Origin of the sequence: Clostridium sp. D5 (genome assembly GCF_000190355.1) — a bacterium.
Taxonomy (GTDB): Bacteria; Bacillota; Clostridia; order Lachnospirales; family Lachnospiraceae; genus Faecalicatena; species Faecalicatena fissicatena_A.
In genome coordinates, this window is the sequence record NZ_GL870821.1 from 71,826 (window position 1) to 91,960 (window position 20,135).

A 20,135-nucleotide genomic window follows, 5' to 3' on the forward strand; every position below is an offset into this window, starting at 1 on the left:
GGCCCCAAATCTGATGATTTGGGGCCTTAGTCGCCTCAGACTTTGCTTGGTAAAGCAAAGTCTGTCCATCAGATTTTTCTATTTTATCCCAAGGGAAACACACGGCACACTGGGAGGCATCCAAAAACACCGGCAGACATCCCCTCCTGCGCCCCATACACCATCCAGGACAGGCTGGGTGCATCCGGGCGGGAGAGGCGGATTGGACTGGCTGGTAGGATGATGATTTACTGCAGACAAATATCCCCCTATACGATGAAAGATCCCAGATAGCCAACACAAATACGGCGCACCCGCTTTAAGAAGCCTATCTTATTTGGAATGTTTTTATCTACCGATTGGATGAACGAAGCTGTATGGAAGCGCGGCAGGGCTCTTTGGGATGCTCTTTGTGGTGTTACAGCCGCTTCATCAAAATGAAAGCCAGCATATGAACTTTTTGCAGGGCTTCAAGCCCTGCAAAAAAGCCGACTCAAGCGGGAATGCATCCGGCATTCCCGTGTTTGTCGGCGGTGTTCATCATGCTGGTTTTCATTTTGATTAGCGGCTGTTACACCACAAAGCGCATCCCAAAGAGCCCTGCCTCGCTTCCATACAGCGGCCCCTCAGCCAATCCGTCCCGATACTCTCAATCCAAATAAAGCTTCATCCCCATCCAGGATTTTATGTGGTTGAGCATGGTTTCATCTGGTTCGATGATGATGCAAGTGTTTTTCTGATCCATCTGGATCATGATGGAGTATGCTTTTGCGTTGGCATCCTGTGAGGAAAAGTCCATTGTCTTTTCCGGGCGCTGGGAGTTCAGACGCGGTGAGCCTTTTGGGGCGATGATTTCGGCCTGCTGGATGTCGAAGGTAATCAGTTTTTTTCTCTTGGATTTGCTGTAGATGGCATCTACTTCCATATCGTGGTTCAGCAGTGTGTATTCGTATTCCACATTAAACTTTGGAAATACAAAATAGTATGCCAGGAAGGCAAGAACTACTGTGATGATTACTCCCAGGAATCCGAGCAGCAGCATGGAAAATACGAGGACCAGTGCCAGCGCTGCGATGATGAGGATGCGGATTACCACATCGAGCGGGCGGGATTTGCGGGCTACGAGTTGTTCATAAAAAGCGTCATTCATATCAGGGGTTCCTTTCTGTCTGTAAATAGTTAATGACCATGGTGGCAATTTTGAAAGTCATGGCATCCTCGAATCTGCGGATGTCCAGGCCTGTCCTTTTTTCAATCTGTTCCAGGCGGTAGATGAGGGTATTTCTGTGCATATGCAGCTGTCTGGATGTCTCGGCTATGTTCAGGTTGTTCTGAAAAAACTTGTTGATAGTTGCGGTTGTTTCTTCATCAAATGCATTTGGGATATCGCTGCCAAAAATCTCTTTCAGGAAGTTTTCACAAATGCTTACCGGGAGCTGGTAGATCAGCCTTCCGATACCAAGCTGGTTGTGAGGAAATACAGTCTGTTCGGAGTAAAAGAGCTTTCCTACGCGCAGTGCCAGGCTGGTCTCCTTAAAAGCACCGGGCAGCTCCAGCAGATTATAGATACTTCCGCTGTATGCGACCTGGACGTGAGTCAGTGCCTCCATGTTCAATGTGTCGACGATCATATGTGCAATCTGGTTGATATCTTCGATCGTGTCTGATGCCTTCCTCGGACGGAGTATTACGATGCTTTTCTCGCCCATGGAAACGAGGTATGTTTTTGCCTGAGAAGGAAATAAATTTTTGAGGATCTCGATCACAGTGTCATCCAGAGTGTTTCTTGTCTCAACCAGAAATAAGATCCTTTGAGCTTCCGGCTCTATGTGCAGGCGGGCTGCCCGCTCAAAAATATCATACGCCGGTATGCTGTCTGTCATCAGGCTTTGGAGAAAATGGTTTTTGTTATATTTTTCCCTGTAAGCCAGCGTAAGACAGCGAATCTGCGTCATTGCATTCTCAAGCTCTTCCGGCGTATCTGTGCGGACTTCCAGTGTCATGCCGGTTATTTTTTTCAGTTCAGACAAAGCCTTATCAAGCTCCGGTGTGTTATCCATAATCGTCCCTCGTACATATAGAATTGAAGAGGCTGCACTTTATAGTACAGCCCCTCTCTTATTTATTACATTATTATTCTAAAGCATTAGTTTAAAATCGTCAACTCTGTTTCTTTATCGAATACGTGAATCTTTTCCATATCCAGTGCGAATACAGCATCATCACCTGTTCTCAGTGTTGTACGCGGATTAACGCGGGCTGTCATCTGCGTGCCTTCAACGTCGAAGTACAGATATACTTCTGCTCCGAGCAGCTCATATACTTTGATCTTAGACTTGATTACGCTGTCAGCAGAACTTGCTATGAACGCTTCTGAATCATGTACATCTTCAGGACGGATTCCGAGGACAACTGTCTTTTTGTCATAACCGCCATCGATCAAATATTTTTTCTTGGAAGCCGGTACTTTGAGTACATGCTCGCCAACTGTCAGGGTTACATCGTTGCCAGCTACATTAACAACTGCATCCATGAAGTTCATCTGCGGGGATCCGATAAATCCGGCAACAAACAGGTTGCAAGGTGTGTTGTAAAGGTTCTGAGGTGTATCTACCTGCTGAACGATACCGTCTTTCATAACAACGATTCTTGTTCCCAGTGTCATAGCCTCTGTCTGGTCATGTGTAACGTAGATAATAGTTGCGTTCAGATTTTCATGAAGTTTGGAAATCTCGATACGCATCTGAACTCTCAGCTTTGCATCCAGGTTGGACAGCGGCTCATCCATCAGGAATACCTTAGGATTACGTACGATGGCACGTCCCATAGCAACACGCTGTCTCTGGCCTCCAGAAAGAGCCTTCGGCTTACGGTCAAGTAATTTATCAAGGTCGAGGATTCTTGCAGCCTCGCGTACTTTTTTGTCAATCTCATCTTTTGGTACTTTACGAAGTTTCAGGCCGAACGCCATGTTGTCAAAAACGGTCATATGAGGATACAGAGCGTAGTTCTGGAATACCATTGCGATATCGCGGTCTTTCGGTTCTACATCATTCATAACCTTACCGTCGATTTCCAGAGTACCGCCTGAAATATCTTCCAGACCTGCGATCATACGAAGTGTTGTTGACTTTCCACATCCTGATGGTCCTACGAAGATGATAAATTCTCTATCATCAATATCCAGGTTGAAATCCTTTACTGCCTGAAATCCATTTGGATATACTTTTTGAATTCCTTTTAATGATAAACTTGCCATTTGTATAGCCTCCTTAAAATAGTGTTCTTTGTTTTCTGAACTGAAATTGTGTTTCGTTACTTTCTGAATTCAGTATAATAAAGAAACCGGAAATGGACAATATCACGAGTAACCAAAAAATATAAAAAAATGTGTACATTTCGACCATAGGAATTAATTCAGCCCTAACTGCCCCTTTATTTCGGGGATGGAAAGGCCCTGTGTCCGGAAATTCCTGATACGTTCGATCTGCTTTACCGCTATTTCACGGGGGAAACGGCGCGTCAGATTTTCTTCCGTCTGTTCGAACGGCAGCATTCCCTCTTCGGTATAATACTTCAGGGTGCTGTAGCGTACACCGGTGATGCGTACAAGCTCACCGATAGAGACGTATTCAGATGCAAGTATATTTTCTATAGAGCGCTGTCTTGACATAAGAATCTCTCCTTTTATTTATCTGAATGTACGGGGATTACATAACATAACGGCGCAGGCGGACTCCCTGAATTGCGGTTTTTACCACGATCTGCGTAGGAATGCACTCATAATAAAGGTTGTCGATCTTCAGAAGCGGTACGGTTCCGGCGCGCAGGACATGCACCACATGTCCCTTTTCATCCAGTCTGCGGATGACGCATTCCAGACGTTTATCATTTCCGGAAAACCAGGCATCAGCTTCAATGAAGATGGACTGGGAACGTTCAAAAACAGGGCAGGCAAACAGCAGCCCGGTACCAAATGGTGTGGTAAAGATTTCATCCTTCTTCTTCAGAAACTTTTGACTGAAGGCTTCAAATGAGTGGTGAATCTCGATTGGAAACAGGAATTTCGCCAGGCAAGATTCCAGATACAGCTGGTTGATCCGTGAGGCCAGGTACTCCTGTTCCGCCCTGGAAAACAGATCATAAAAACATCCGCTTTCACGGAGCAGCCAAAGCAGACAGGTCACATCGTCTGAGATATTGCCGTCTTCCATAAGCTCCGCCCGCATTCCCTCGGTCTGCCGGGTATACTCGTCTATATTGCAGCGGTATTCAAATATATTGACTCCTGCTGTAACATAATACATGTCACATGCCAGAAGATTCGGAACTTCAGTCAGCAGATCCTTTTCGGTGAGGGATTCTTTGATCTCTTTCTCGGTCTGTTTGAGTGTATGGGAAGAAACGTCCGCCGCAGACTTCAACTCCTGCTCAAGTACAGGCTGCTGCGGCCAGCTGCCGTCCAAATACTTTTCAAGTACCTCTGCAGCCGCGATACAGCGCAGAGCGGCCTTCTTAGCCGTGGTCATATGAAGACTGTCCTGGGCGTTGAGTGCAATAAGCGAAAAACGTTCTTTTAAAGATAATTCTGACATAAGAATACCTCCCTTTTATACTATGGAGAAATAAAATAGTTGCTTACTACTTATTACTTACGATTTAAATATACCATGAAAATGCCGGTTTTGCAAGCAAAAGTTCAAAGGGGTCAGACCCCAATGGCAAAGGGGTCTGACCCCTTTGAAGTTGTCTCTTTTAAGACGCCTCTGAGTCTTATTTGAAATTAAAAGAGTTTATGCTATACTATACGTTATCTGATTAAGATTAATGGAAAGGCGGAAGTGAGGATGGAAAACCAAAAGAAGGGTCTGGCATCGATACATGTTTCAGTGCTGTTGTTCGGACTGTCCGGTCTGTTTGCGAAGTGGGTGGAACTGCCCGCGGTTATTATTGTACTGGGGAGGGTGATATTCTCATCCCTTTTTTTACTGTTTCTGCTGAAGATAAAAAAAGAGCGTATGCGTCTACTGGCGGGGAAGGATTATCTGCGGATGATTACGGCAGGGATTGTGCTGGCTGTCCACTGGACGACCTTTATGCAGTCTATTCAGACTTCTACGGTTGCCATCGGAACGCTGACGTTCTCCACATTTCCGCTGTTTGTTACTTTTCTGGAACCGGTGCTTTTTCATGAGAAACTGAGAATCTCCAGCGTTGTTTCTGCAGTTGTCATGCTGTGCGGGGTGCTGTTCATTGTGCCGGAATTCCAGCTGGGAAATGCTATGACGCAGGGAGTAATATGGGGGATGATCGGCAGTTTTTCCTATGCGGTATTGTCTTTGATGAACAGAATGTTCATGGAGAAATATACGAGCGGTCTTACTGCGTTCTATGAACAGGCAACGGCAAGTGTTGTACTGCTGCCCTCGCTTTTTATTTTAAAACCTGCAGTAAATGGAAATGATATTCTTGTGCTTCTTCTGCTGGGAGTAGTATTTACGGCGGTGGCACATACTATGTATATTGACGGCTTGCGGACGGTTAAAGTGCAGACCGCAGGAATCATATCCGGATTGGAATCCGTGTATGGGATACTGGCGGCATTTTTGTTCCTGGGAGAAAAGCCGGGCGTCAAAGAACTTGCAGGCGGCGTGATTATTCTTGGCGTGGTGTTTTATTCTACGCTTGCATCATCTAAGAACCGTTCAAAATAAAAGATAAACGACACAATATGTATGACAGAAATACCTGGAGGTAATGATGAAGAAAATATTAGATTATTTTACAATAGATGGCGAAGTCGGTGGTGACCAGGACTGGTTCAGGAATGTGGTGATGAAAGTTGGCGGCTGCGCAGCAGCAACAGCATGTGACAGCTGCATTTATTTTGCGCTGCATCAGGGCAGGACGCACTTATATCCTTTTAATGTAAACAATCTGACGAAAGAAGAGTACATTCAGTTCTCCATGAAAATGAAACCATATATCAAGCCGCGGGCAGGCGGTGTAAAAAAGCTGTCTATGTTTATAGAAGGATTTGAAAACTATCTGCGGGATGCCGGAGACAATAATCTCCAGATGTCGGGCTTTGGAGGCAGCCATACTTTCGGGGAGGCGGCAGATTTTATTAAGGGACAGATTGACGCCGGTTTTCCGGTGCCCTATCTGATGCTGAGACATAAAGACCCAAAGTACAAAGACTTTGTATGGCACTGGTTTCTTTGTTTTGGTTATGAAGAGAAAGGGGGAGATCTGCTGATAACGGTGGCCACATACGGGGAAGCAAGTACCTTTTCACTTAAGGACCTGTGGGACACAGGGCATGAGGAAAAAGGCGGACTGATCCGGTATATGGACGAATATTCAGGGGCTGATTGACGAATCTCGTGGAATCCGCTACAATAGAGATAATTAATTTTTGTATAGAAAAGAGGAGTTTTATTATGGAAAATCCAATCGTAACATTTGAAATGGAAAACGGGGATATTATGAAAGCACAATTATATCCGGATATCGCCCCAAATACTGTGAAAAATTTTGTCTCTCTTGTAAAAAAAGGATTCTATGACGGCCTGACTTTCCACCGCGTTATCAGCGGTTTTATGATTCAGGGCGGATGCCCGGACGGGACAGGCATGGGCGGCCCGGGATACACCATTAAAGGGGAATTTACACAGAATGGTTTTAGGAATGACCTGCCGCACGGAGTGGGGGTTCTTTCCATGGCCCGCGCAAACCACCCTGATTCAGCGGGTTCCCAGTTCTTTATCATGCACAAGAAGTCACCATTTTTAGATGGAGCATACGCTGCTTTCGGAGAGATTACCGAAGGAATGGACATTGTGAATAAGATTGCAGAAACTGCTACAGATTACAGTGATAAACCGCTGGAGGCTCAGGTTATGAAGACAGTAACGGTCGAGACATTTGGGGCAGAGTACGAAGAACCGGAAAGAGCGTAAGGTAATATGGAAAAGAAACCACAGACATCGAATAAGCTGCAGAATCCGGCGGTGATCTGCCTGCTGGCATTAATCTGCTGTGCACTTTGGGGGAGCGCATTTCCCTGTATTAAAGTTGGATATGAGTGGTTTGGAATTGAAGGAACCGGGAGTCAGATCTTATTTGCTGGCTACCGGTTCTTCCTTTCTGGCGTGCTCACTTTTATGATCGGATGTATCCTGGAAAAACGGGTTCTGACGATGAAGAGATCTTCGTTTCCCTGTATTCTGCGCCAGGGAATCCTGCAGACTACAGTACAGTATTTCTTCTTTTATGTTGGCCTTTCAAATACAACAGGCACAAAGGGATCCATAATCAATGCATCCAACGCTTTTGTCTCAATCGTGGCGGCTCATTTCATACTGAAAGATGAAAAAATGACATGGAAAAAGGGCGCCGGCTGCGCTCTCGGCCTCGCCGGGGTTATTGTGATTAACCTGGCCCCTGGCGCCTGGGGGACCGGTTTTTCCCTGATGGGGGAGGGGATGGTGTTTATTTGTACTGTTGCCTATGGAATCAGTACAGTCATCCTTAAAACAATTTCAGACAGAGAAAGCCCAATGACAATTACGGCTTATCAGACCTTGTTCGGGAGTGTGATCCTGGTTGCAATCGGCCTTGTTCTGGGTGGGCATGTGCAGGGATTCACGGTGAAGTCCACTGTCCTGCTGATATATATGGCGCTGATTACGACGATTGCCTTCAGCCTCTGGACCCTGCTGCTCAAGTATAATCCGGTGGGAAAGGTAGCTATATACGGTTTTACGATCCCTGTATTTGGTGTAGCGCTGTCGGGTATCTTCCTTGGGGAAAAGATTGTTACGGCAAAGAACCTGTCAGCGCTGATACTGGTGTCCATCGGAATTATAATTGTGAACAGTGGCAAAATTAATCGTAATACAACGTCCGGCTCCCGCTGATGCTCTCCCTGACGGAGTTTTGAATCCAGTCGATGGCCCCCTGGGTGTCTCTGTCACGGATAAAGGTCCAGAGCGTGTAATTGTTTTCATAAAGGGCAGGAATGCCGTATAGTGTACAAAAGCGTTCCCAGAGAGTGAAAACCGGTGTGCGGAAAGACTGGAAAATGAGCGGAATCAGTGTGTTGTGGGAAAGCAGGGCAAATTCATGCTGAAATTCAAACGCAGCCTGTGAGGCATCGGTTATGGACTGTGCATTGCGGATCTGTTCTATCTTATCTTTGAGCAGCTGTATCTCTTCTTCGGAAATCCTGTCGATGCACAGCTGGGCTGCGAGCGTATCCAGGGCGATCCGCACCTCGAGGATTGAACGGATTTCTTCATTGCGTATTTTTCCCCCGTTGTATTTCATGATAGAAAGAAGTGTATCCAAAGTGCCTTTACGGCGGTAGTCCGCCACGAAGGTACCCACTCTTGGCTTAACATTCAGAAAACCTTTTCTCTCCAGTTCACCGAGCCCACTGTTTACCACGGCGCGGCTTACCTGCATCATCTCTGCCAACTGGCGTTCCGGCGGGAGCTTTTCTCCGATTTTTAATTTCCCTGACAAAATAAGATGTTCCAGCTGCTCCACAAAAAGATCGCGGAGAGACGGGGAACTGATTTTCTGAAATTCCATATATTTTCCTCCAAACCTGCTTCTGGTATAGTCAGATACCAGTTTCTTGTATACTGCATATTATAGTATAAAATGAAAGCAAAAACAAGAAAAGGGTCGGTGGCCTGACCGGGGATACTAAAACTGCACCTTGCCAAAAGCCAGTTCATACCGTAAAATAGTGAGCAGTAAATATGACAAAATGGAGGCGCTAGCCGTTTATGAAGATGGTTCGGTCAGAAAAACTGATTTATGAATATGAAAAGCGGGATGAAGAGGGTAATGTAATCGGAATGAACCGCGCGGTTGACGGCGTGGACATTGACATAGCCCAGGGAGATTTTGTTGCCATCCTGGGGCACAATGGTTCGGGAAAGTCAACGCTGGCGAAGCACATGAATGCGATTCTGGTTCCCACAGGCGGGACCATGTGGGTGGATGGCAGGGACACAAAGGATCCGATGGAACTGTGGAACGTCAGGCAGTCGGCGGGAATGGTGTTCCAGAATCCGGATAATCAGATCATTGGCACCGTAGTAGAAGAGGACGTGGGATTCGGCCCTGAGAACCTGGGCGTGCCGACCGATGAGATATGGAAAAGGGTGGAGGACAGTCTGAAGGCGGTCGGGATGCTGGAATACAGGAACAATTCTCCGAACAAGCTGTCCGGCGGGCAGAAACAGCGCGTTGCAATTGCGGGCGTGATTGCCATGGAACCAAAATGCATTGTACTGGATGAGCCTACAGCGATGCTGGACCCAAATGGAAGAAAAGAAGTGATCCGGACGGTACAGGAGCTGCGCAGAAAGAAAAAAGTGACCGTGATCCTGATTACTCATTATATGGAAGAAGTCATTGATGCGGATCAGGTGTATGTGATGGACAGCGGACACGTTGTAATGCACGGGACACCCCGTGAGATATTCAGCCGGGTGGACGAACTGAAAAAATACAGGCTGGATGTGCCGCAGGTAACGATGCTGGCGGAGACGCTCAGAAAGAAGGGAATGAAGATTCCTTCCGGAATATTACGGACAGAGGAGCTGGTGGAAGCATTATGTCAATCAAATTAGAACATATCAACTACGTATACAGTCCGGGAACGGCATACGAAAAGCAGGCACTTAAAGAGATCAGCCTGGAGATACAGCAGGGGGAATTTGTAGGGATCATCGGGCACACCGGATCCGGTAAATCTACGCTGATCCAGCATTTCAACGGCTTGATAAAGGCCACCAGCGGCGCGCTGTATTATGACGGAAAAAATATATATGATGAAGGATACAATATGAAGGAACTGCGGAACCAGGTAGGACTGGTATTTCAGTATCCGGAACATCAGCTTTTTGAAGTGGACGTTCTGAGTGATGTATGTTTTGGGCCTAAGAATCAGGGGCTTTCCAAAGAAGAATGTGAAGAACGCGCAAAAGAAGCTCTTGGGCTGGTTGGTTTTCCTGAAAAATATTATCATCAGTCACCGTTTGAACTGTCCGGGGGACAGAAACGCCGCGCTGCCATAGCGGGCGTGCTGGCAATGAGGCCAGGCGTTCTTGTACTGGACGAGCCCACGGCTGGCCTGGACCCGAAAGGGCGGGACGATATCCTGGATCAGATAGAATATCTTCATAAGAATACGAATATGACTGTAATACTTGTATCCCACAGCATGGAAGATATCGCCAGATATGTAAGCAGGATTATTGTGATGAACCAGGGAGAGAAAATGTTTGACGGGAAGCCGAAAGAAGTATTTGCCCATTACAGAGAACTGGAAGAAGTGGGACTTGCGGCTCCACAGGTGACCTATATCATGCATGCACTGAAGGCGAAAGGCATGGATGTGCTTACGGATGCAACAACGGTAGAAGAAGCAGCGGAAGAGATAATGAGGAGTTTCCATGATTAGAGATATTACAATCGGACAATATTATCCGGCTAAAAGCGTAATCCACAGATTAGATCCGAGGGTGAAAATTGTATGCACTCTATTATTTCTGATCTCTCTGTTTATACAGAAAAGTATCCTGGGCTATTTGGTTGCTACGATTTTTTTAGGAGCGGTTATTTATATGAGCAGGGTGCCGCTCAAGTTTATCCTGAAGGGGCTGAAGCCCGTGATTGTGCTGCTTCTGATCACGGTATTGTTTAATCTGTTTTTGACAAGGGGAGGCGCGGAACTGGTAAATTTCTGGATATTCCATATTACGGAAAAAGGACTTGAGACGTCCGTATACACGGGGATTCGCCTGATTTATCTGATTATGGGGTCATCTATCATGACGTTTACCACCACCCCCAATTCTCTGACCGATGGGATTGAAAAGCTGCTGCATCCCCTGAATAAAATCAAGGTGCCGGTTCACGAGGTGGCAATGATGATGTCTATTGCACTGCGTTTTATTCCCATACTGCTGGAGGAGACGGATAAGATTATGAAAGCCCAGATCGCCAGAGGGGCAGATCTGGACAGCGGAAACATGATTCAGAAGGCTAAGGCTATGATTCCTATCCTGGTCCCTCTGTTTGTATCTGCCTTCAGACGGGCCAACGATCTGGCCATGGCGATGGAAGCCAGGTGCTACCATGGAGGAGAAGGACGGACAAAGATGAAGCCTCTGGTGTATAGAGGGAGAGACCGTGCGGCGTATGTTTTGACAGTTCTATACATGATATTGATATTTGTTGTGGGGCGTTATGTGCCATTTCACATATGGATTTTTTGACGAGGGATTATGAAACGGATAAAACTGACGGTTGCCTATGACGGCACAAATTACTGCGGCTGGCAGATTCAGCCGAATGGAATCACAATAGAAGAGATACTGAATAAAAAATTGTCCCGGCTGACCGGCGAGGAGATCCGGGTAATCGGTGCCAGCCGAACCGACTCGGGGGTGCATGCGCTGGGAAATGTTGCTGTATTTGACACAGAAACTACGATCCCGCCTGACCGCCTGGCTTACGCGTTGAATCAGCGCATGCCGGAGGATATCGTGATCGTGAAATCCGAAGAAGTACCTGCAGACTGGCATCCAAGGTACTGCGATACGGTAAAGACTTATGAATATCTTATACTCAATGCGAAAATACCGGATCCTACCAGAAGACTGACAACATATTTTGTGTCTTATGACCTGGATCTGCAAAAAATGCGCAGAGCTGCGGGCTATCTGTCCGGTGAACACGACTTTGCCAGCTTCTGCAATGTCAGAACCAATGTGGAAGACACGGTACGCACCATATATGAACTGGATATTCTGGAAAACGGAGAGGAAATTACGATACGGATCCGTGGAAATGGTTTTCTTTATAATATGGTGAGAATTATTGTAGGTACGCTTCTCCGGGTGGGACGCGGATTCTACACGCCGGAGCAGGTGAAAGACATCCTGGAGGCAAAGGACCGGCAGGCGGCCGGAGTCACGGCTCCGCCTCACGGACTCAGGCTGATTGGGATCGAGTATCCCAAAATGGCGGTCTCTGAGAGTGGTGCGGTGTGCAGATCTGCATCTGATGACAAATAAATATGGCGGTGTTCCATAATTACGGGTTGTATGGAACACCGCCATTTTGCATCTACATCATCTTTTCTGTAATAATCTGAGAAGTCTTTTTCTTGTTTTCCAATGCTTTGTCTCCCAGTTTTTTATAAACTTCAGCATACACGATGTCGATCAGAAAGAGCTGGGATGTCTTTGCCGCAATCGAACCGCCTTCCATTGGCCCTTCATTGGCCCCGCAGAGCAGAAGGATATTGGAGTACTGAGCCGCGGGTGTCTTGAGAAACATCGTGATAAATACCACAGAAGCCTTTGTGCTGTGGCAGATCCTTGCGATCTCGATACAATCCTTAGTGATACCGGAATTGCAGAATATGACGGCCAGATCTCCTTCTCCGAGCAGGGCGGCCTGCGTCAGCTGCATGTGAGCATCCGAATTATAAATAACATTGGGCAGTATCTTCATAAACTTGTTGCGGGCTTCGCTGGCGCTTGTTCCGGATCCGCCGAATCCAAACATGTTGATGCTTCTGGCAGACAGTATCAGATCCACAACTTTGGGAATGGCGTTGAAATTCAGAGTCTCAAATGCCTGGTTCAGGGCCATATTGTATGCCTGCAGGACTTTGGTGGCGGTATCCTTGCAGTTGTCGGTGTCCGCTACATCGATTAGCTCTTTCTTGGCGAGGGATTCGGGAGTGGAGGTGCTGAGCGCCAGGGAGAGTTTGAAATCCTGATACCCTTTTAATGACAGTGTGCGGCAGAAACGGAATACGCTTGTCTCTCCGACGTCACAGAGCTTTGAAAGGTCTGTGATGGTTGAGCTTAAAGCAGTCTGGGGTGAAGAAAGAACAAAGTCAGCAACTTTCTTTTCCGCCTTAGTCATTTTGGAATATCTGCTAGTGATTTCGGTCATAAGATTCGTGGTAGCCATATTGATACCTCCCTCATAGTAATACCCAAGGGCATCCCGTAACACAGGCCCTTTGGGCGGATCTGCAGCAATACTGCAGATTAATGTACACCCAGGGGCATCCCGTAATGCGTGCCCTGCGGGCGGGTCTGCGGCCAGGCCGCAAAAATATGTATAATAATATTCTACAGTAAAAATTTTTTCCTGTCAATCGTCAAGAGGAGTGTTAAATTGGTTATGATAAAATGGAAAAATGCGTTATTTTGAATAAAAAAGAAAAAATTTTTATTTTATTTTTTAAGTTATATATCAGTTAAAAACGTAAGCACTTGGTTAAAAGAAACAAAAAACAAGCCGAAAAACTGGTTATTATGTACGGTTGACAATGAGAAATGGGAATGATAAAATTATTTCAACAAGCAAATTAAATATCGCGGATTTGAAAAAAATAGTTCATAAAAAATAAAATAAAAAAATTTCTTTCAAAAATATCTGCGGTACAAAGGGTGAAGGAGGAGAAATATGAAAAAGAAGATTGTGGGTATCTTATTGTGTACGGCAATGGTAGCAGGGTTGCTGGCAGGCTGCGGAGGCGGAAAGGAAAAAGAAGACACTTCCAAAGCAAAGAGCGACAGCGGCAAACCATACGCAGGAGAAAAGCTGACGGTTCTGTATATGTCAAGCGTATATGCCGATGCTGCCAAATCTATTGTAGACGAATTCGAGGAGCAGACAGGTGCGACGGTGGAAGTGGTGGATTTCCCGTATACGACGCTTCATGAAAAGGCGCTTCTGGATTTGACCAGCGGAACAGGTTCCTATGATGTAATCGATGTTGCCAGCCAGTGGGACGGCGAATTTGCACCATATATGACACCGCTTACCGATTTTATTGAAAAAGATAACTATGATATGGATGAGTTTATCGAAAAGGTTCTGGAGAACTCCGGTACATGGCAGGGAACCGTTACGGGTATTCCTAATGCCAGTACGCCGCAGCTTTTTGCATACAGAACCGATCTGATGCCGGATGGTATTCCGGATACATGGGAGAAGTACCGGGAAGCAGTTAAAGCACAGACAAAGCCGGATGAAGGTGTTTACGGTTTGTCCGTGTCAGCCACGACCGGACAGCTGGGCGGTGTTTTTGATTATATACTGTGGTCTATGGGAGGTTCCTGGGCCGATGAAGACTGGAACGTAACCATCGACTCACCGGAGACAAGAGAGGCGCTGGAACATCTGAAAGAGATTCAGGACTATGCGGATCCGGCTATTTTATCCTGGGGTACAGAAGAGTCTATCAAGGCATTTCTGGACGGCAAGGCTGCAGTGTGCGAGACATGGCCGACACTGGGTCTGGTACAGGCGGCAGACGATGAGTCACAGTCCAAAGTAGTCGGAAAATGGGCACTTGGAACTATCCCATATGACAAGACGGGCACCACACTGCTGAGTGCATGGGATATGTCGATTCCTGCAAGCTCCAAGAATCAGGAACTTGCCTGGGAGTGGATCAAGATGTATACAAGCGCAGAAAAGCAGAACCAGTTCTACGAAGAATATGGTATTCTCTCACCGAGAAAAGCATTCTGGGAGCAGGATGGAATCAAGGGTACATATATGGACACTGTAAGAGAAGCTTTGGACACAGCAAATCTGTGGTGGAGAATTCCTGCGTCAACAGAAGTAGACACAATGCTCAACACTGTTGTAAGCGAATATATGTCCGGTCAGACAGATCTGGAAACTGCTGTCGGCAAGATGAAAAAAGGCATAGAAGATGCGCTGAAGAATGCACCGCCTGAAGAAGGTACAAAGAACTATAATCTGTAATTGTAAGAAAATTGCGGAATTGATTACCTGCGGAGTCAAACCTGCAGGTAATCTTCTTTCAAGAAAGGACTGAAATCAAGCATGGCTAAGATGAAAAGAACGAAAAGTGCGGCTCCTGTGATAAGGAAAAGCAGAGGCGATAAGTTTGCATCATGGATGTTCCTGGTTCCCACCATGATATTCCTGGGAATTACAGCGCTCCTTCCACTGTTGTATTCCCTGTATCTGAGTTTCTTTAAATTAAAATTAAACCTTCCGAATGCAACGCCGGAGTTTATCGGGCTTGGCAACTATATCAAGATGTTCAGCGATCCGACATTGCTGACAAGTACAGGAAATACACTGCTTTTTGCGGTTGTATCTGTGGCTCTGGAGGTGGTGATCGGTCTGTTTCTGGCCATGGCACTCTGCTCAGATAAGATGTGGGCGAGAATCTGTACATCTATCTTCCTGATCCCTATGATTATGGCTCCTGTGGCCGTTGGTACACTGTGGCGCATGATGCTGGATTCCTCCACGGGAATTATCAACTACTTCCTGAGTTTCTTTGGAATACCCAGCATCACCTGGCTCAGTAGTCCGAATACAGCCATGATCTCCGTAATTCTGGTCAATGTCTGGCAGCTGGTGCCCTGGGTAACGATCATCTGCGCGGCCGGACTGAAAGCTTTGCCGGCAGACTGCCTGGAGGCGGCTACTGTGGACGGAGCGTCAAATGGACAGATATTCAGAAAGATTGTTCTGCCTATGATGAGCCCTGTACTGACCGTTGTTGTAATGCTCAGATTTGTAGACGCATTCAAAGTGTTTGATACCGTCTACGTCATGACAAACGGAGGTCCCGGCAGCGCGACAGAGATGCTGCCGAACTACATATACAAACAGGGACTCAAATTCTTTGATGCAGGATATTCCGCATCTCTGGCTATCATTTTTGTAGTTGTGATGACAGTGGTTACCATGGGATTCCTGAGACTGAGAGACAGAATGGAGGAGAATTTGTGATGAATAGAAAAAAACACAGAAAGCTGCCAACCATAGATAACATTATCGGCAATTTCGCCGGAAAGCCATTGAGAGTGGTGTTAATTGTCATCAGCATGATATTGATCCTCTTTCCGGTATACTGGCTCATTACCAGTTCGTTTAAAGTGAAGGCTGACTACCTGGCCAGCCCACCGGTGCTGATTCCGAGCCAGCTGACCCTGGATAGTTACGAGAGCGTTTTTGGAAAAGACCAGCTGGTGACGCACTTCCTGAATACCTTTATTGTAGCCGCGGTATCCACAATTATATCTGTGCTGCTGGGCAGTATGGCTGCTTATTCTGTGGCCAGGGGCGCCATTGGGAAAAAAGCGAGGAAGTACTTTGGCCTGTGGTTTATGATCCAGAAGATGTATCCGGCAATCGCTACGGCAATCCCAGTGTATCTGGTGATGAGAACTCTGCACCTGATCGATACGAAGACGGCGCTGGTGATTATGAATACAAGCTTTAACCTGCCCCTTGTAATCTGGCTGATGATGGGATTTTTCGAGCAGCTGCCCAATGAGCTGGAAGAATCGGCCATGCTGGATGGGTGCGGTTTTACGAAAAGATTTTTCTATATAATATTTCCGATTACGAAGCCGGGAATTATTGCTTCCGGGATCCTGGCATTTATCGGTGCATGGAATGAATTTTTGTTTGCAGTAATCCTGAGTGTTAACAAGTCCAAGACACTGCCCGTAGTAATCGCAGGTTTTATTACCGACCGCGGTCTGGAATGGGGCCCGATGGCTGTGACGGCTGTGATTACGCTGGTTCCTGTCTTGCTGATTGTATGGGCGGCCCAGAAGAATTTTGTACAGGGTCTTGCAATGGGTGCAGTAAAAGGTTAATGAGAGGGGAATGGCAGATACATGAAAAAAAGAATTGTTTGTTTTGGGGATTCGAATACCTGGGGATATGATGCGCTTACAGACGGACGTTTTCCTGATGATGTCAGATGGACCGGGAGGCTAAGTGAATTGCTGGGGAATGGATATACTGTAATAGAAGAGGGGCTGTGCGGGAGAACTTCTGTGTTTGAAGACCCGCTCAATGAGGGGATGAACGGACTGACATATCTGAATCCGTGCCTGATGTCTCATTCGCCCATAGACTATTTGATTATTATGCTGGGGACGAATGACTGTAAGGAACGGTTTGCAGCGACACCGAAAAATATAGCAGACGGGATGAAACGTCTTGTGCTGAAAGCGAAACAGACGGAGGCATGGCGGGAATGTCCGGGGATTCTTCTGGTATCGCCAGGACCGATCGAAAAAGCATGTGAGACTTCCCCTGTGGCCGGGGAGATGGGGATTAGCAGTGAAAAATCCACGAAACTGGCAGCGGAGTACAGGATCTGTGCAGAACAATATGGATGTGATTTTCTGGACGCTGCGGATTTTGTCACCATGAACCAGATTGATTACATGCATCTGGACGCCGAAAGCCACAACAGACTGGCCGAAAAGCTGGCAGAGATTATCAGAGAGAAGGTGTGACATTGAATAAGGGAATAGAACAAATGAAGGGAAGGCTGATCGTTTCGTGTCAGGCACTTCCGGAAGAACCGCTTCATTCCTCCTATATTATGGGGAGGATGGCTGCGGCAGCAAAAGAAGGCGGTGCGGCAGGAATCCGCGCCAATACAAAGGAAGATATTACGGAGATAAAAAGGAATGTCGATCTGCCTATCATTGGCATTGTAAAAAGAGACTATGAGGACAGTGAAGTATACATAACGCCTACGATGCGTGAAATTGAGGAACTTATGGCTGTGGGGCCGGAGATTATAGCTATGGATGCGACAAGCTCACTGCGGCCCGGAGGAAAGACACTGGAGGAATTTTACCGGGAAGTGCGCAGTGTATATCCTGATCAGCTGCTGATGGCGGACTGTTCTACGGTGGAGGAAGCACTGGCTGCGGATCAGATAGGGTTTGACTTTATAGGGACTACACTGGTAGGATATACAAAGCAGAGTAAAGGACTGAAGATTGAGTCTGACGACTTTGCAATTATCAAAGAGATTATGCAGAGCGTTTCCCATGAGGTGATTGCGGAGGGGAATATAAATACGCCTGAAAAGGTGCGCAGGGTTATGGATCTGGGCGTCTACAGTGTGGTGGTAGGAAGTGCCATTACCAGGCCGCAGATAATTACCAAGCAGTTTGTGGAAGCTCTTAAAAAATAGATTGGCCGGCGGGGTGAGAACATGAGATATTACATAAGCATTGATATAGGCGGTACATCTATAAAATATGGCCTGCTGGATGAGGGAGGCAGAATACTGGAAAAAAGCAGCATGGTTACGGAGGCATACCTGGGCGGAGAGGCAATTGTGGAGAAAGCCGCACGGATTGTAGATCTGTACCGTGAGAAGCATGAGATATCCGGTATCTGTATCTCTACAGCAGGTATGGTGGACTGCGAGAAAGGTGAGATCTTTTTTTCGGGAGAATTGATCCCGCACTATACGGGAACAAAGTTCAGAAAGGTGTTCGAAGAAAAATACGGAATTCCCTGCGAGGTGGAAAACGATGTGAACTGTGCGGGGCTTGCGGAGTATACTGACGGCTCTGCTTCGGGCAGCCGGGTGGCAGTATGTCTGACGCTGGGAACAGGCATCGGCGGCTGCATCCTGATCGATGGGAAGGTGTTTCACGGTTTTAGCAGCAGCGCCTGTGAGATCGGATACATGAACATGTACGGCAGCGATTTCCAGACCCTTGGAGCCAGCAGCATCTTAAGTAAAAACGTGGCGGAGAAAAAACAGGAAGATAAGGAAGCGTGGCCGGGCCCCCGTATTTTTGAAGAGGCAGAAAAAGGGGATGCCGTCTGCAGGAGCGCAATTGAAGAGATGGCAGAGATCCTTGGGGAAGGGATTGCCAATATCTGCTATGTCATCAACCCTGAGGTGGTAGTACTGGGCGGAGGTATTGCCGCACAGGAGGAATACCTGAAGCCACTGGTCACAGCGCAGCTGCAGAGATTTTTAAAACCCGTTATTTTTAAAAAAACCAGGCTGGAATTTGCAAAACAGCGCAATGACGCCGGTATGCTGGGTGCGTTTTATCATTTTAAAATGCGCAGGCAGGAGCAGGGAGCCTGGTGAAATGAAGGATAAACAGAATTTTTTTCTATCCGGAAGCTGTTTTACCTCCTTTTGAAATGGTAAAAGTTATATTTAACTATTCACTTTGATCATGCTTGACAACCGTCCGGCAGTTTGTTAGTATAAGATTAATCTAAAAGACTGGGTTGTTACTCAAAGAAGGCAAAACCAGATTTTCGAAGGATAAGGGCTACCTTTATACTCTGAAAGTCTGGTTTTTTCTATGCTACCGGGTTACATAAAGCATGATTACGGGGCTCCTTAAGATCTGCATAGTGTCGCAGCTGCTGCAGAGATGCCTGCATAGCAGGAAATACAGGTCTGGGGGTGAATGCCTGGTGCGACTTTGTCTTTTCGTGAGAACCTGCTTGTGCAGGAAGCAGGCATCGGTATATAATAGAACCGGTAATTAAGAATAAATAAGCGATAGTGGAGGAAGAAACTATGAGAATTATTGAAGCAAAAGACTATGCGGACATGAGCAGAAAGGCGGCAGGCATCATAGCTGCACAGGTTGTTATGAAGCCGGAATGTGTACTGGGGCTGGCAACAGGATCTACACCAATCGGCGCATATGACCGTCTGGTAGAGATGTATGAAGCGGGGGATCTGGATTTTTCAGGAGTATCTACGGCTAACCTGGACGAATATAAAGGACTTGACAGAGAAAATGACCAGAGCTATTACTATTTTATGCATAAACACCTGTTTGACCGCGTAAATATTGATGCGGCACGCACCAATGTACCGGACGGTATGGAACCGGACTCCGACAAAGAATGCAGAAGATATGAAGACCTGATTGCTTCTCTGGGCGGTCTGGATTTACAGCTTCTGGGTCTGGGACACAACGGACATATCGGCTTCAATGAGCCTGCTGAAGTTTTTGACAAAGAGACTCACTGCGTGGATCTGACAGAAAGCACAATTGAAGCAAATAAACGTTTCTTCGCATCCGCGGATGATGTGCCGAGACAGGCGTATACTATGGGTATCGGGACTATCATGCGTGCGAAGAAAATTCTGGTAGTTGCAAGCGGTGAAGACAAGGCTGAGATCGTTGCAAAAGCATTCTTCGGCGATGTTACACCGTCAGTGCCGGCATCCATCCTGCAGATGCATCCTGATGTTACGGTTGTTGCAGATGCAGCAGCATTATCTAAAATCCCAAGATAGCTTACAATGC

The 20,135-nt window shown here is 46.6% G+C and carries 23 protein-coding genes; 16 read left to right on the top strand and 7 right to left on the bottom strand.

Annotated elements, in window-relative coordinates:
- Window positions 1-382: 382 nt before the first annotated feature.
- Entirely contained in the window at window positions 383-544 is a 162-nt protein-coding gene (locus tag HMPREF0240_RS24535; RefSeq protein ID WP_157134265.1) for a hypothetical protein, read from the top strand.
- An 84-nt stretch (window positions 545-628) separates the two neighbouring features.
- Here HMPREF0240_RS24535 and HMPREF0240_RS21265 read toward each other — a convergent pair whose 3' ends face one another.
- The 5 genes from HMPREF0240_RS21265 to HMPREF0240_RS21285 all read right to left on the bottom strand — a co-directional run bounded on the left by HMPREF0240_RS21265 (window position 629) and on the right by HMPREF0240_RS21285 (window position 4,574).
- Window positions 629-1,129: a DUF6106 family protein gene (locus HMPREF0240_RS21265; protein ID WP_009005462.1), complete on the bottom strand. Its 501-nt coding sequence runs from the start codon at window positions 1,127-1,129 to the stop codon at window positions 629-631.
- Window position 1,130: 1 nt separating this feature from the next.
- A complete protein-coding gene (locus tag HMPREF0240_RS21270) occupies window positions 1,131-2,039 on the bottom strand; it encodes a helix-turn-helix domain-containing protein (protein ID WP_009005463.1) in 909 nt (302 codons plus the stop codon).
- Between the two features lie 86 nt (window positions 2,040-2,125).
- Window positions 2,126-3,238 carry a sn-glycerol-3-phosphate ABC transporter ATP-binding protein UgpC gene (gene ugpC, locus HMPREF0240_RS21275; RefSeq protein ID WP_009005464.1) on the bottom strand — a complete coding sequence of 371 codons (1,113 nt, stop codon included), beginning with the start codon at window positions 3,236-3,238 and terminating at the stop codon, window positions 2,126-2,128.
- Between the two features lie 153 nt (window positions 3,239-3,391).
- On the bottom strand, window positions 3,392-3,652 hold the full coding sequence (locus HMPREF0240_RS21280) for a helix-turn-helix domain-containing protein (RefSeq protein ID WP_009005465.1): 261 nt from the start codon (window positions 3,650-3,652) through the stop codon (window positions 3,392-3,394).
- A 37-nt stretch (window positions 3,653-3,689) separates the two neighbouring features.
- Window positions 3,690-4,574 (bottom strand): hypothetical protein, encoded by an 885-nt coding sequence (locus HMPREF0240_RS21285; RefSeq protein WP_009005466.1) that lies wholly within the window; start codon window positions 4,572-4,574, stop codon window positions 3,690-3,692.
- A 252-nt stretch (window positions 4,575-4,826) separates the two neighbouring features.
- Here HMPREF0240_RS21285 and HMPREF0240_RS21290 point away from each other — a divergent pair, with 252 nt between their 5' ends.
- From HMPREF0240_RS21290 to HMPREF0240_RS21305, 4 genes are all read left to right on the top strand, one after another.
- The gene (locus tag HMPREF0240_RS21290) at window positions 4,827-5,693 is read left to right on the top strand and encodes a DMT family transporter (protein ID WP_035314502.1); all 867 of its coding nucleotides are present in this window, start codon (window positions 4,827-4,829) and stop codon (window positions 5,691-5,693) included.
- A gap of 46 nt (window positions 5,694-5,739) precedes the next feature.
- A complete protein-coding gene (locus HMPREF0240_RS21295) occupies window positions 5,740-6,357 on the top strand; it encodes a hypothetical protein (protein WP_035314504.1) in 618 nt (205 codons plus the stop codon).
- 65 nt (window positions 6,358-6,422) lie between these two features.
- Window positions 6,423-6,941 carry a peptidylprolyl isomerase gene (locus HMPREF0240_RS21300; protein ID WP_009005469.1) on the top strand — a complete coding sequence of 173 codons (519 nt, stop codon included), beginning with the start codon at window positions 6,423-6,425 and terminating at the stop codon, window positions 6,939-6,941.
- A gap of 6 nt (window positions 6,942-6,947) precedes the next feature.
- The gene (locus tag HMPREF0240_RS21305; protein WP_009005470.1) at window positions 6,948-7,901 is read left to right on the top strand and encodes a DMT family transporter; all 954 of its coding nucleotides are present in this window, start codon (window positions 6,948-6,950) and stop codon (window positions 7,899-7,901) included.
- On the opposite strand, the gene HMPREF0240_RS21310 is transcribed toward HMPREF0240_RS21305, so the two are convergent.
- The gene (locus HMPREF0240_RS21310; protein WP_009005471.1) at window positions 7,870-8,577 is read right to left on the bottom strand and encodes a GntR family transcriptional regulator; all 708 of its coding nucleotides are present in this window, start codon (window positions 8,575-8,577) and stop codon (window positions 7,870-7,872) included. The genes HMPREF0240_RS21305 and HMPREF0240_RS21310 overlap by 32 nt on opposite strands.
- A gap of 200 nt (window positions 8,578-8,777) precedes the next feature.
- Between HMPREF0240_RS21310 and HMPREF0240_RS21315 the strand changes: the two genes are divergently transcribed.
- Genes HMPREF0240_RS21315 through truA form a run of 4 tightly spaced genes read left to right on the top strand, consistent with a single transcriptional unit; the run spans window position 8,778 to window position 12,080 of the window.
- A complete protein-coding gene (locus tag HMPREF0240_RS21315; protein WP_009005472.1) occupies window positions 8,778-9,629 on the top strand; it encodes an energy-coupling factor transporter ATPase in 852 nt (283 codons plus the stop codon).
- A complete protein-coding gene (locus HMPREF0240_RS21320; RefSeq protein ID WP_009005473.1) occupies window positions 9,614-10,462 on the top strand; it encodes an energy-coupling factor transporter ATPase in 849 nt (282 codons plus the stop codon). Before HMPREF0240_RS21315 ends, HMPREF0240_RS21320 begins: the two co-directional genes overlap by 16 nt.
- On the top strand, window positions 10,455-11,279 hold the full coding sequence (locus tag HMPREF0240_RS21325; protein WP_009005474.1) for an energy-coupling factor transporter transmembrane component T: 825 nt from the start codon (window positions 10,455-10,457) through the stop codon (window positions 11,277-11,279). Before HMPREF0240_RS21320 ends, HMPREF0240_RS21325 begins: the two co-directional genes overlap by 8 nt.
- Window positions 11,280-11,288: 9 nt before the next feature.
- Window positions 11,289-12,080, top strand: coding sequence for a tRNA pseudouridine(38-40) synthase TruA (truA, locus tag HMPREF0240_RS21330; RefSeq protein WP_009005475.1), 792 nt, complete (start codon window positions 11,289-11,291; stop codon window positions 12,078-12,080).
- 52 nt (window positions 12,081-12,132) lie between these two features.
- On the opposite strand, the gene HMPREF0240_RS21335 is transcribed toward truA, so the two are convergent.
- A complete protein-coding gene (locus HMPREF0240_RS21335; protein WP_009005476.1) occupies window positions 12,133-12,990 on the bottom strand; it encodes a MurR/RpiR family transcriptional regulator in 858 nt (285 codons plus the stop codon).
- Between the two features lie 501 nt (window positions 12,991-13,491).
- Between HMPREF0240_RS21335 and HMPREF0240_RS21340 the strand changes: the two genes are divergently transcribed.
- The 7 genes from HMPREF0240_RS21340 to nagB all read left to right on the top strand — a co-directional run bounded on the left by HMPREF0240_RS21340 (window position 13,492) and on the right by nagB (window position 20,125).
- Complete coding sequence (locus HMPREF0240_RS21340) at window positions 13,492-14,805, top strand: sugar ABC transporter substrate-binding protein (RefSeq protein ID WP_009005477.1); 1,314 nt, start codon at window positions 13,492-13,494, stop codon at window positions 14,803-14,805.
- A 90-nt stretch (window positions 14,806-14,895) separates the two neighbouring features.
- Window positions 14,896-15,810, top strand: a complete 915-nt coding sequence (locus HMPREF0240_RS21345) for a sugar ABC transporter permease (RefSeq protein ID WP_009005478.1) — start codon at window positions 14,896-14,898, stop codon at window positions 15,808-15,810.
- Window positions 15,810-16,685 (top strand): carbohydrate ABC transporter permease, encoded by an 876-nt coding sequence (locus HMPREF0240_RS21350; protein WP_035314508.1) that lies wholly within the window; start codon window positions 15,810-15,812, stop codon window positions 16,683-16,685. Before HMPREF0240_RS21345 ends, HMPREF0240_RS21350 begins: the two co-directional genes overlap by 1 nt.
- A 21-nt stretch (window positions 16,686-16,706) precedes the next feature.
- Window positions 16,707-17,336, top strand: coding sequence for an SGNH/GDSL hydrolase family protein (locus HMPREF0240_RS21355; RefSeq protein WP_009005480.1), 630 nt, complete (start codon window positions 16,707-16,709; stop codon window positions 17,334-17,336).
- Window positions 17,337-17,338: 2 nt separating this feature from the next.
- A complete protein-coding gene (locus HMPREF0240_RS21360) occupies window positions 17,339-18,028 on the top strand; it encodes an N-acetylmannosamine-6-phosphate 2-epimerase (RefSeq protein WP_035314511.1) in 690 nt (229 codons plus the stop codon).
- A gap of 21 nt (window positions 18,029-18,049) precedes the next feature.
- Window positions 18,050-18,949: an ROK family protein gene (locus HMPREF0240_RS21365; protein WP_009005482.1), complete on the top strand. Its 900-nt coding sequence runs from the start codon at window positions 18,050-18,052 to the stop codon at window positions 18,947-18,949.
- 444 nt (window positions 18,950-19,393) lie between these two features.
- Complete coding sequence (gene nagB, locus HMPREF0240_RS21370; protein ID WP_009005483.1) at window positions 19,394-20,125, top strand: glucosamine-6-phosphate deaminase; 732 nt, start codon at window positions 19,394-19,396, stop codon at window positions 20,123-20,125.
- Window positions 20,126-20,135: the final 10 nt, after the last annotated feature.

Excerpts from the sequence above, each read along its gene's own strand:
- HMPREF0240_RS24535 (WP_157134265.1), top strand. The coding sequence starts at position 383 with ATGCTCTTTGTGGTGTTACAGCCGCTTCATCAAAATGAAAGCCAGCAT.
- HMPREF0240_RS21265 (WP_009005462.1), bottom strand. The coding sequence starts at position 1,129 with ATGAATGACGCTTTTTATGAACAACTCGTAGCCCGCAAATCCCGCCCG.
- HMPREF0240_RS21270 (WP_009005463.1), bottom strand. The coding sequence starts at position 2,039 with ATGGATAACACACCGGAGCTTGATAAGGCTTTGTCTGAACTGAAAAAA.
- ugpC (WP_009005464.1), bottom strand. The coding sequence starts at position 3,238 with ATGGCAAGTTTATCATTAAAAGGAATTCAAAAAGTATATCCAAATGGA.
- HMPREF0240_RS21280 (WP_009005465.1), bottom strand. The coding sequence starts at position 3,652 with ATGTCAAGACAGCGCTCTATAGAAAATATACTTGCATCTGAATACGTC.
- HMPREF0240_RS21285 (WP_009005466.1), bottom strand. The coding sequence starts at position 4,574 with ATGTCAGAATTATCTTTAAAAGAACGTTTTTCGCTTATTGCACTCAAC.
- HMPREF0240_RS21290 (WP_035314502.1), top strand. The coding sequence starts at position 4,827 with ATGGAAAACCAAAAGAAGGGTCTGGCATCGATACATGTTTCAGTGCTG.
- HMPREF0240_RS21295 (WP_035314504.1), top strand. The coding sequence starts at position 5,740 with ATGAAGAAAATATTAGATTATTTTACAATAGATGGCGAAGTCGGTGGT.
- HMPREF0240_RS21300 (WP_009005469.1), top strand. The coding sequence starts at position 6,423 with ATGGAAAATCCAATCGTAACATTTGAAATGGAAAACGGGGATATTATG.
- HMPREF0240_RS21305 (WP_009005470.1), top strand. The coding sequence starts at position 6,948 with ATGGAAAAGAAACCACAGACATCGAATAAGCTGCAGAATCCGGCGGTG.
- HMPREF0240_RS21310 (WP_009005471.1), bottom strand. The coding sequence starts at position 8,577 with ATGGAATTTCAGAAAATCAGTTCCCCGTCTCTCCGCGATCTTTTTGTG.
- HMPREF0240_RS21315 (WP_009005472.1), top strand. The coding sequence starts at position 8,778 with ATGAAGATGGTTCGGTCAGAAAAACTGATTTATGAATATGAAAAGCGG.
- HMPREF0240_RS21320 (WP_009005473.1), top strand. The coding sequence starts at position 9,614 with ATGTCAATCAAATTAGAACATATCAACTACGTATACAGTCCGGGAACG.
- HMPREF0240_RS21325 (WP_009005474.1), top strand. The coding sequence starts at position 10,455 with ATGATTAGAGATATTACAATCGGACAATATTATCCGGCTAAAAGCGTA.
- truA (WP_009005475.1), top strand. The coding sequence starts at position 11,289 with ATGAAACGGATAAAACTGACGGTTGCCTATGACGGCACAAATTACTGC.
- HMPREF0240_RS21335 (WP_009005476.1), bottom strand. The coding sequence starts at position 12,990 with ATGGCTACCACGAATCTTATGACCGAAATCACTAGCAGATATTCCAAA.
- HMPREF0240_RS21340 (WP_009005477.1), top strand. The coding sequence starts at position 13,492 with ATGAAAAAGAAGATTGTGGGTATCTTATTGTGTACGGCAATGGTAGCA.
- HMPREF0240_RS21345 (WP_009005478.1), top strand. The coding sequence starts at position 14,896 with ATGAAAAGAACGAAAAGTGCGGCTCCTGTGATAAGGAAAAGCAGAGGC.
- HMPREF0240_RS21350 (WP_035314508.1), top strand. The coding sequence starts at position 15,810 with ATGAATAGAAAAAAACACAGAAAGCTGCCAACCATAGATAACATTATC.
- HMPREF0240_RS21355 (WP_009005480.1), top strand. The coding sequence starts at position 16,707 with ATGAAAAAAAGAATTGTTTGTTTTGGGGATTCGAATACCTGGGGATAT.
- HMPREF0240_RS21365 (WP_009005482.1), top strand. The coding sequence starts at position 18,050 with ATGAGATATTACATAAGCATTGATATAGGCGGTACATCTATAAAATAT.
- nagB (WP_009005483.1), top strand. The coding sequence starts at position 19,394 with ATGAGAATTATTGAAGCAAAAGACTATGCGGACATGAGCAGAAAGGCG.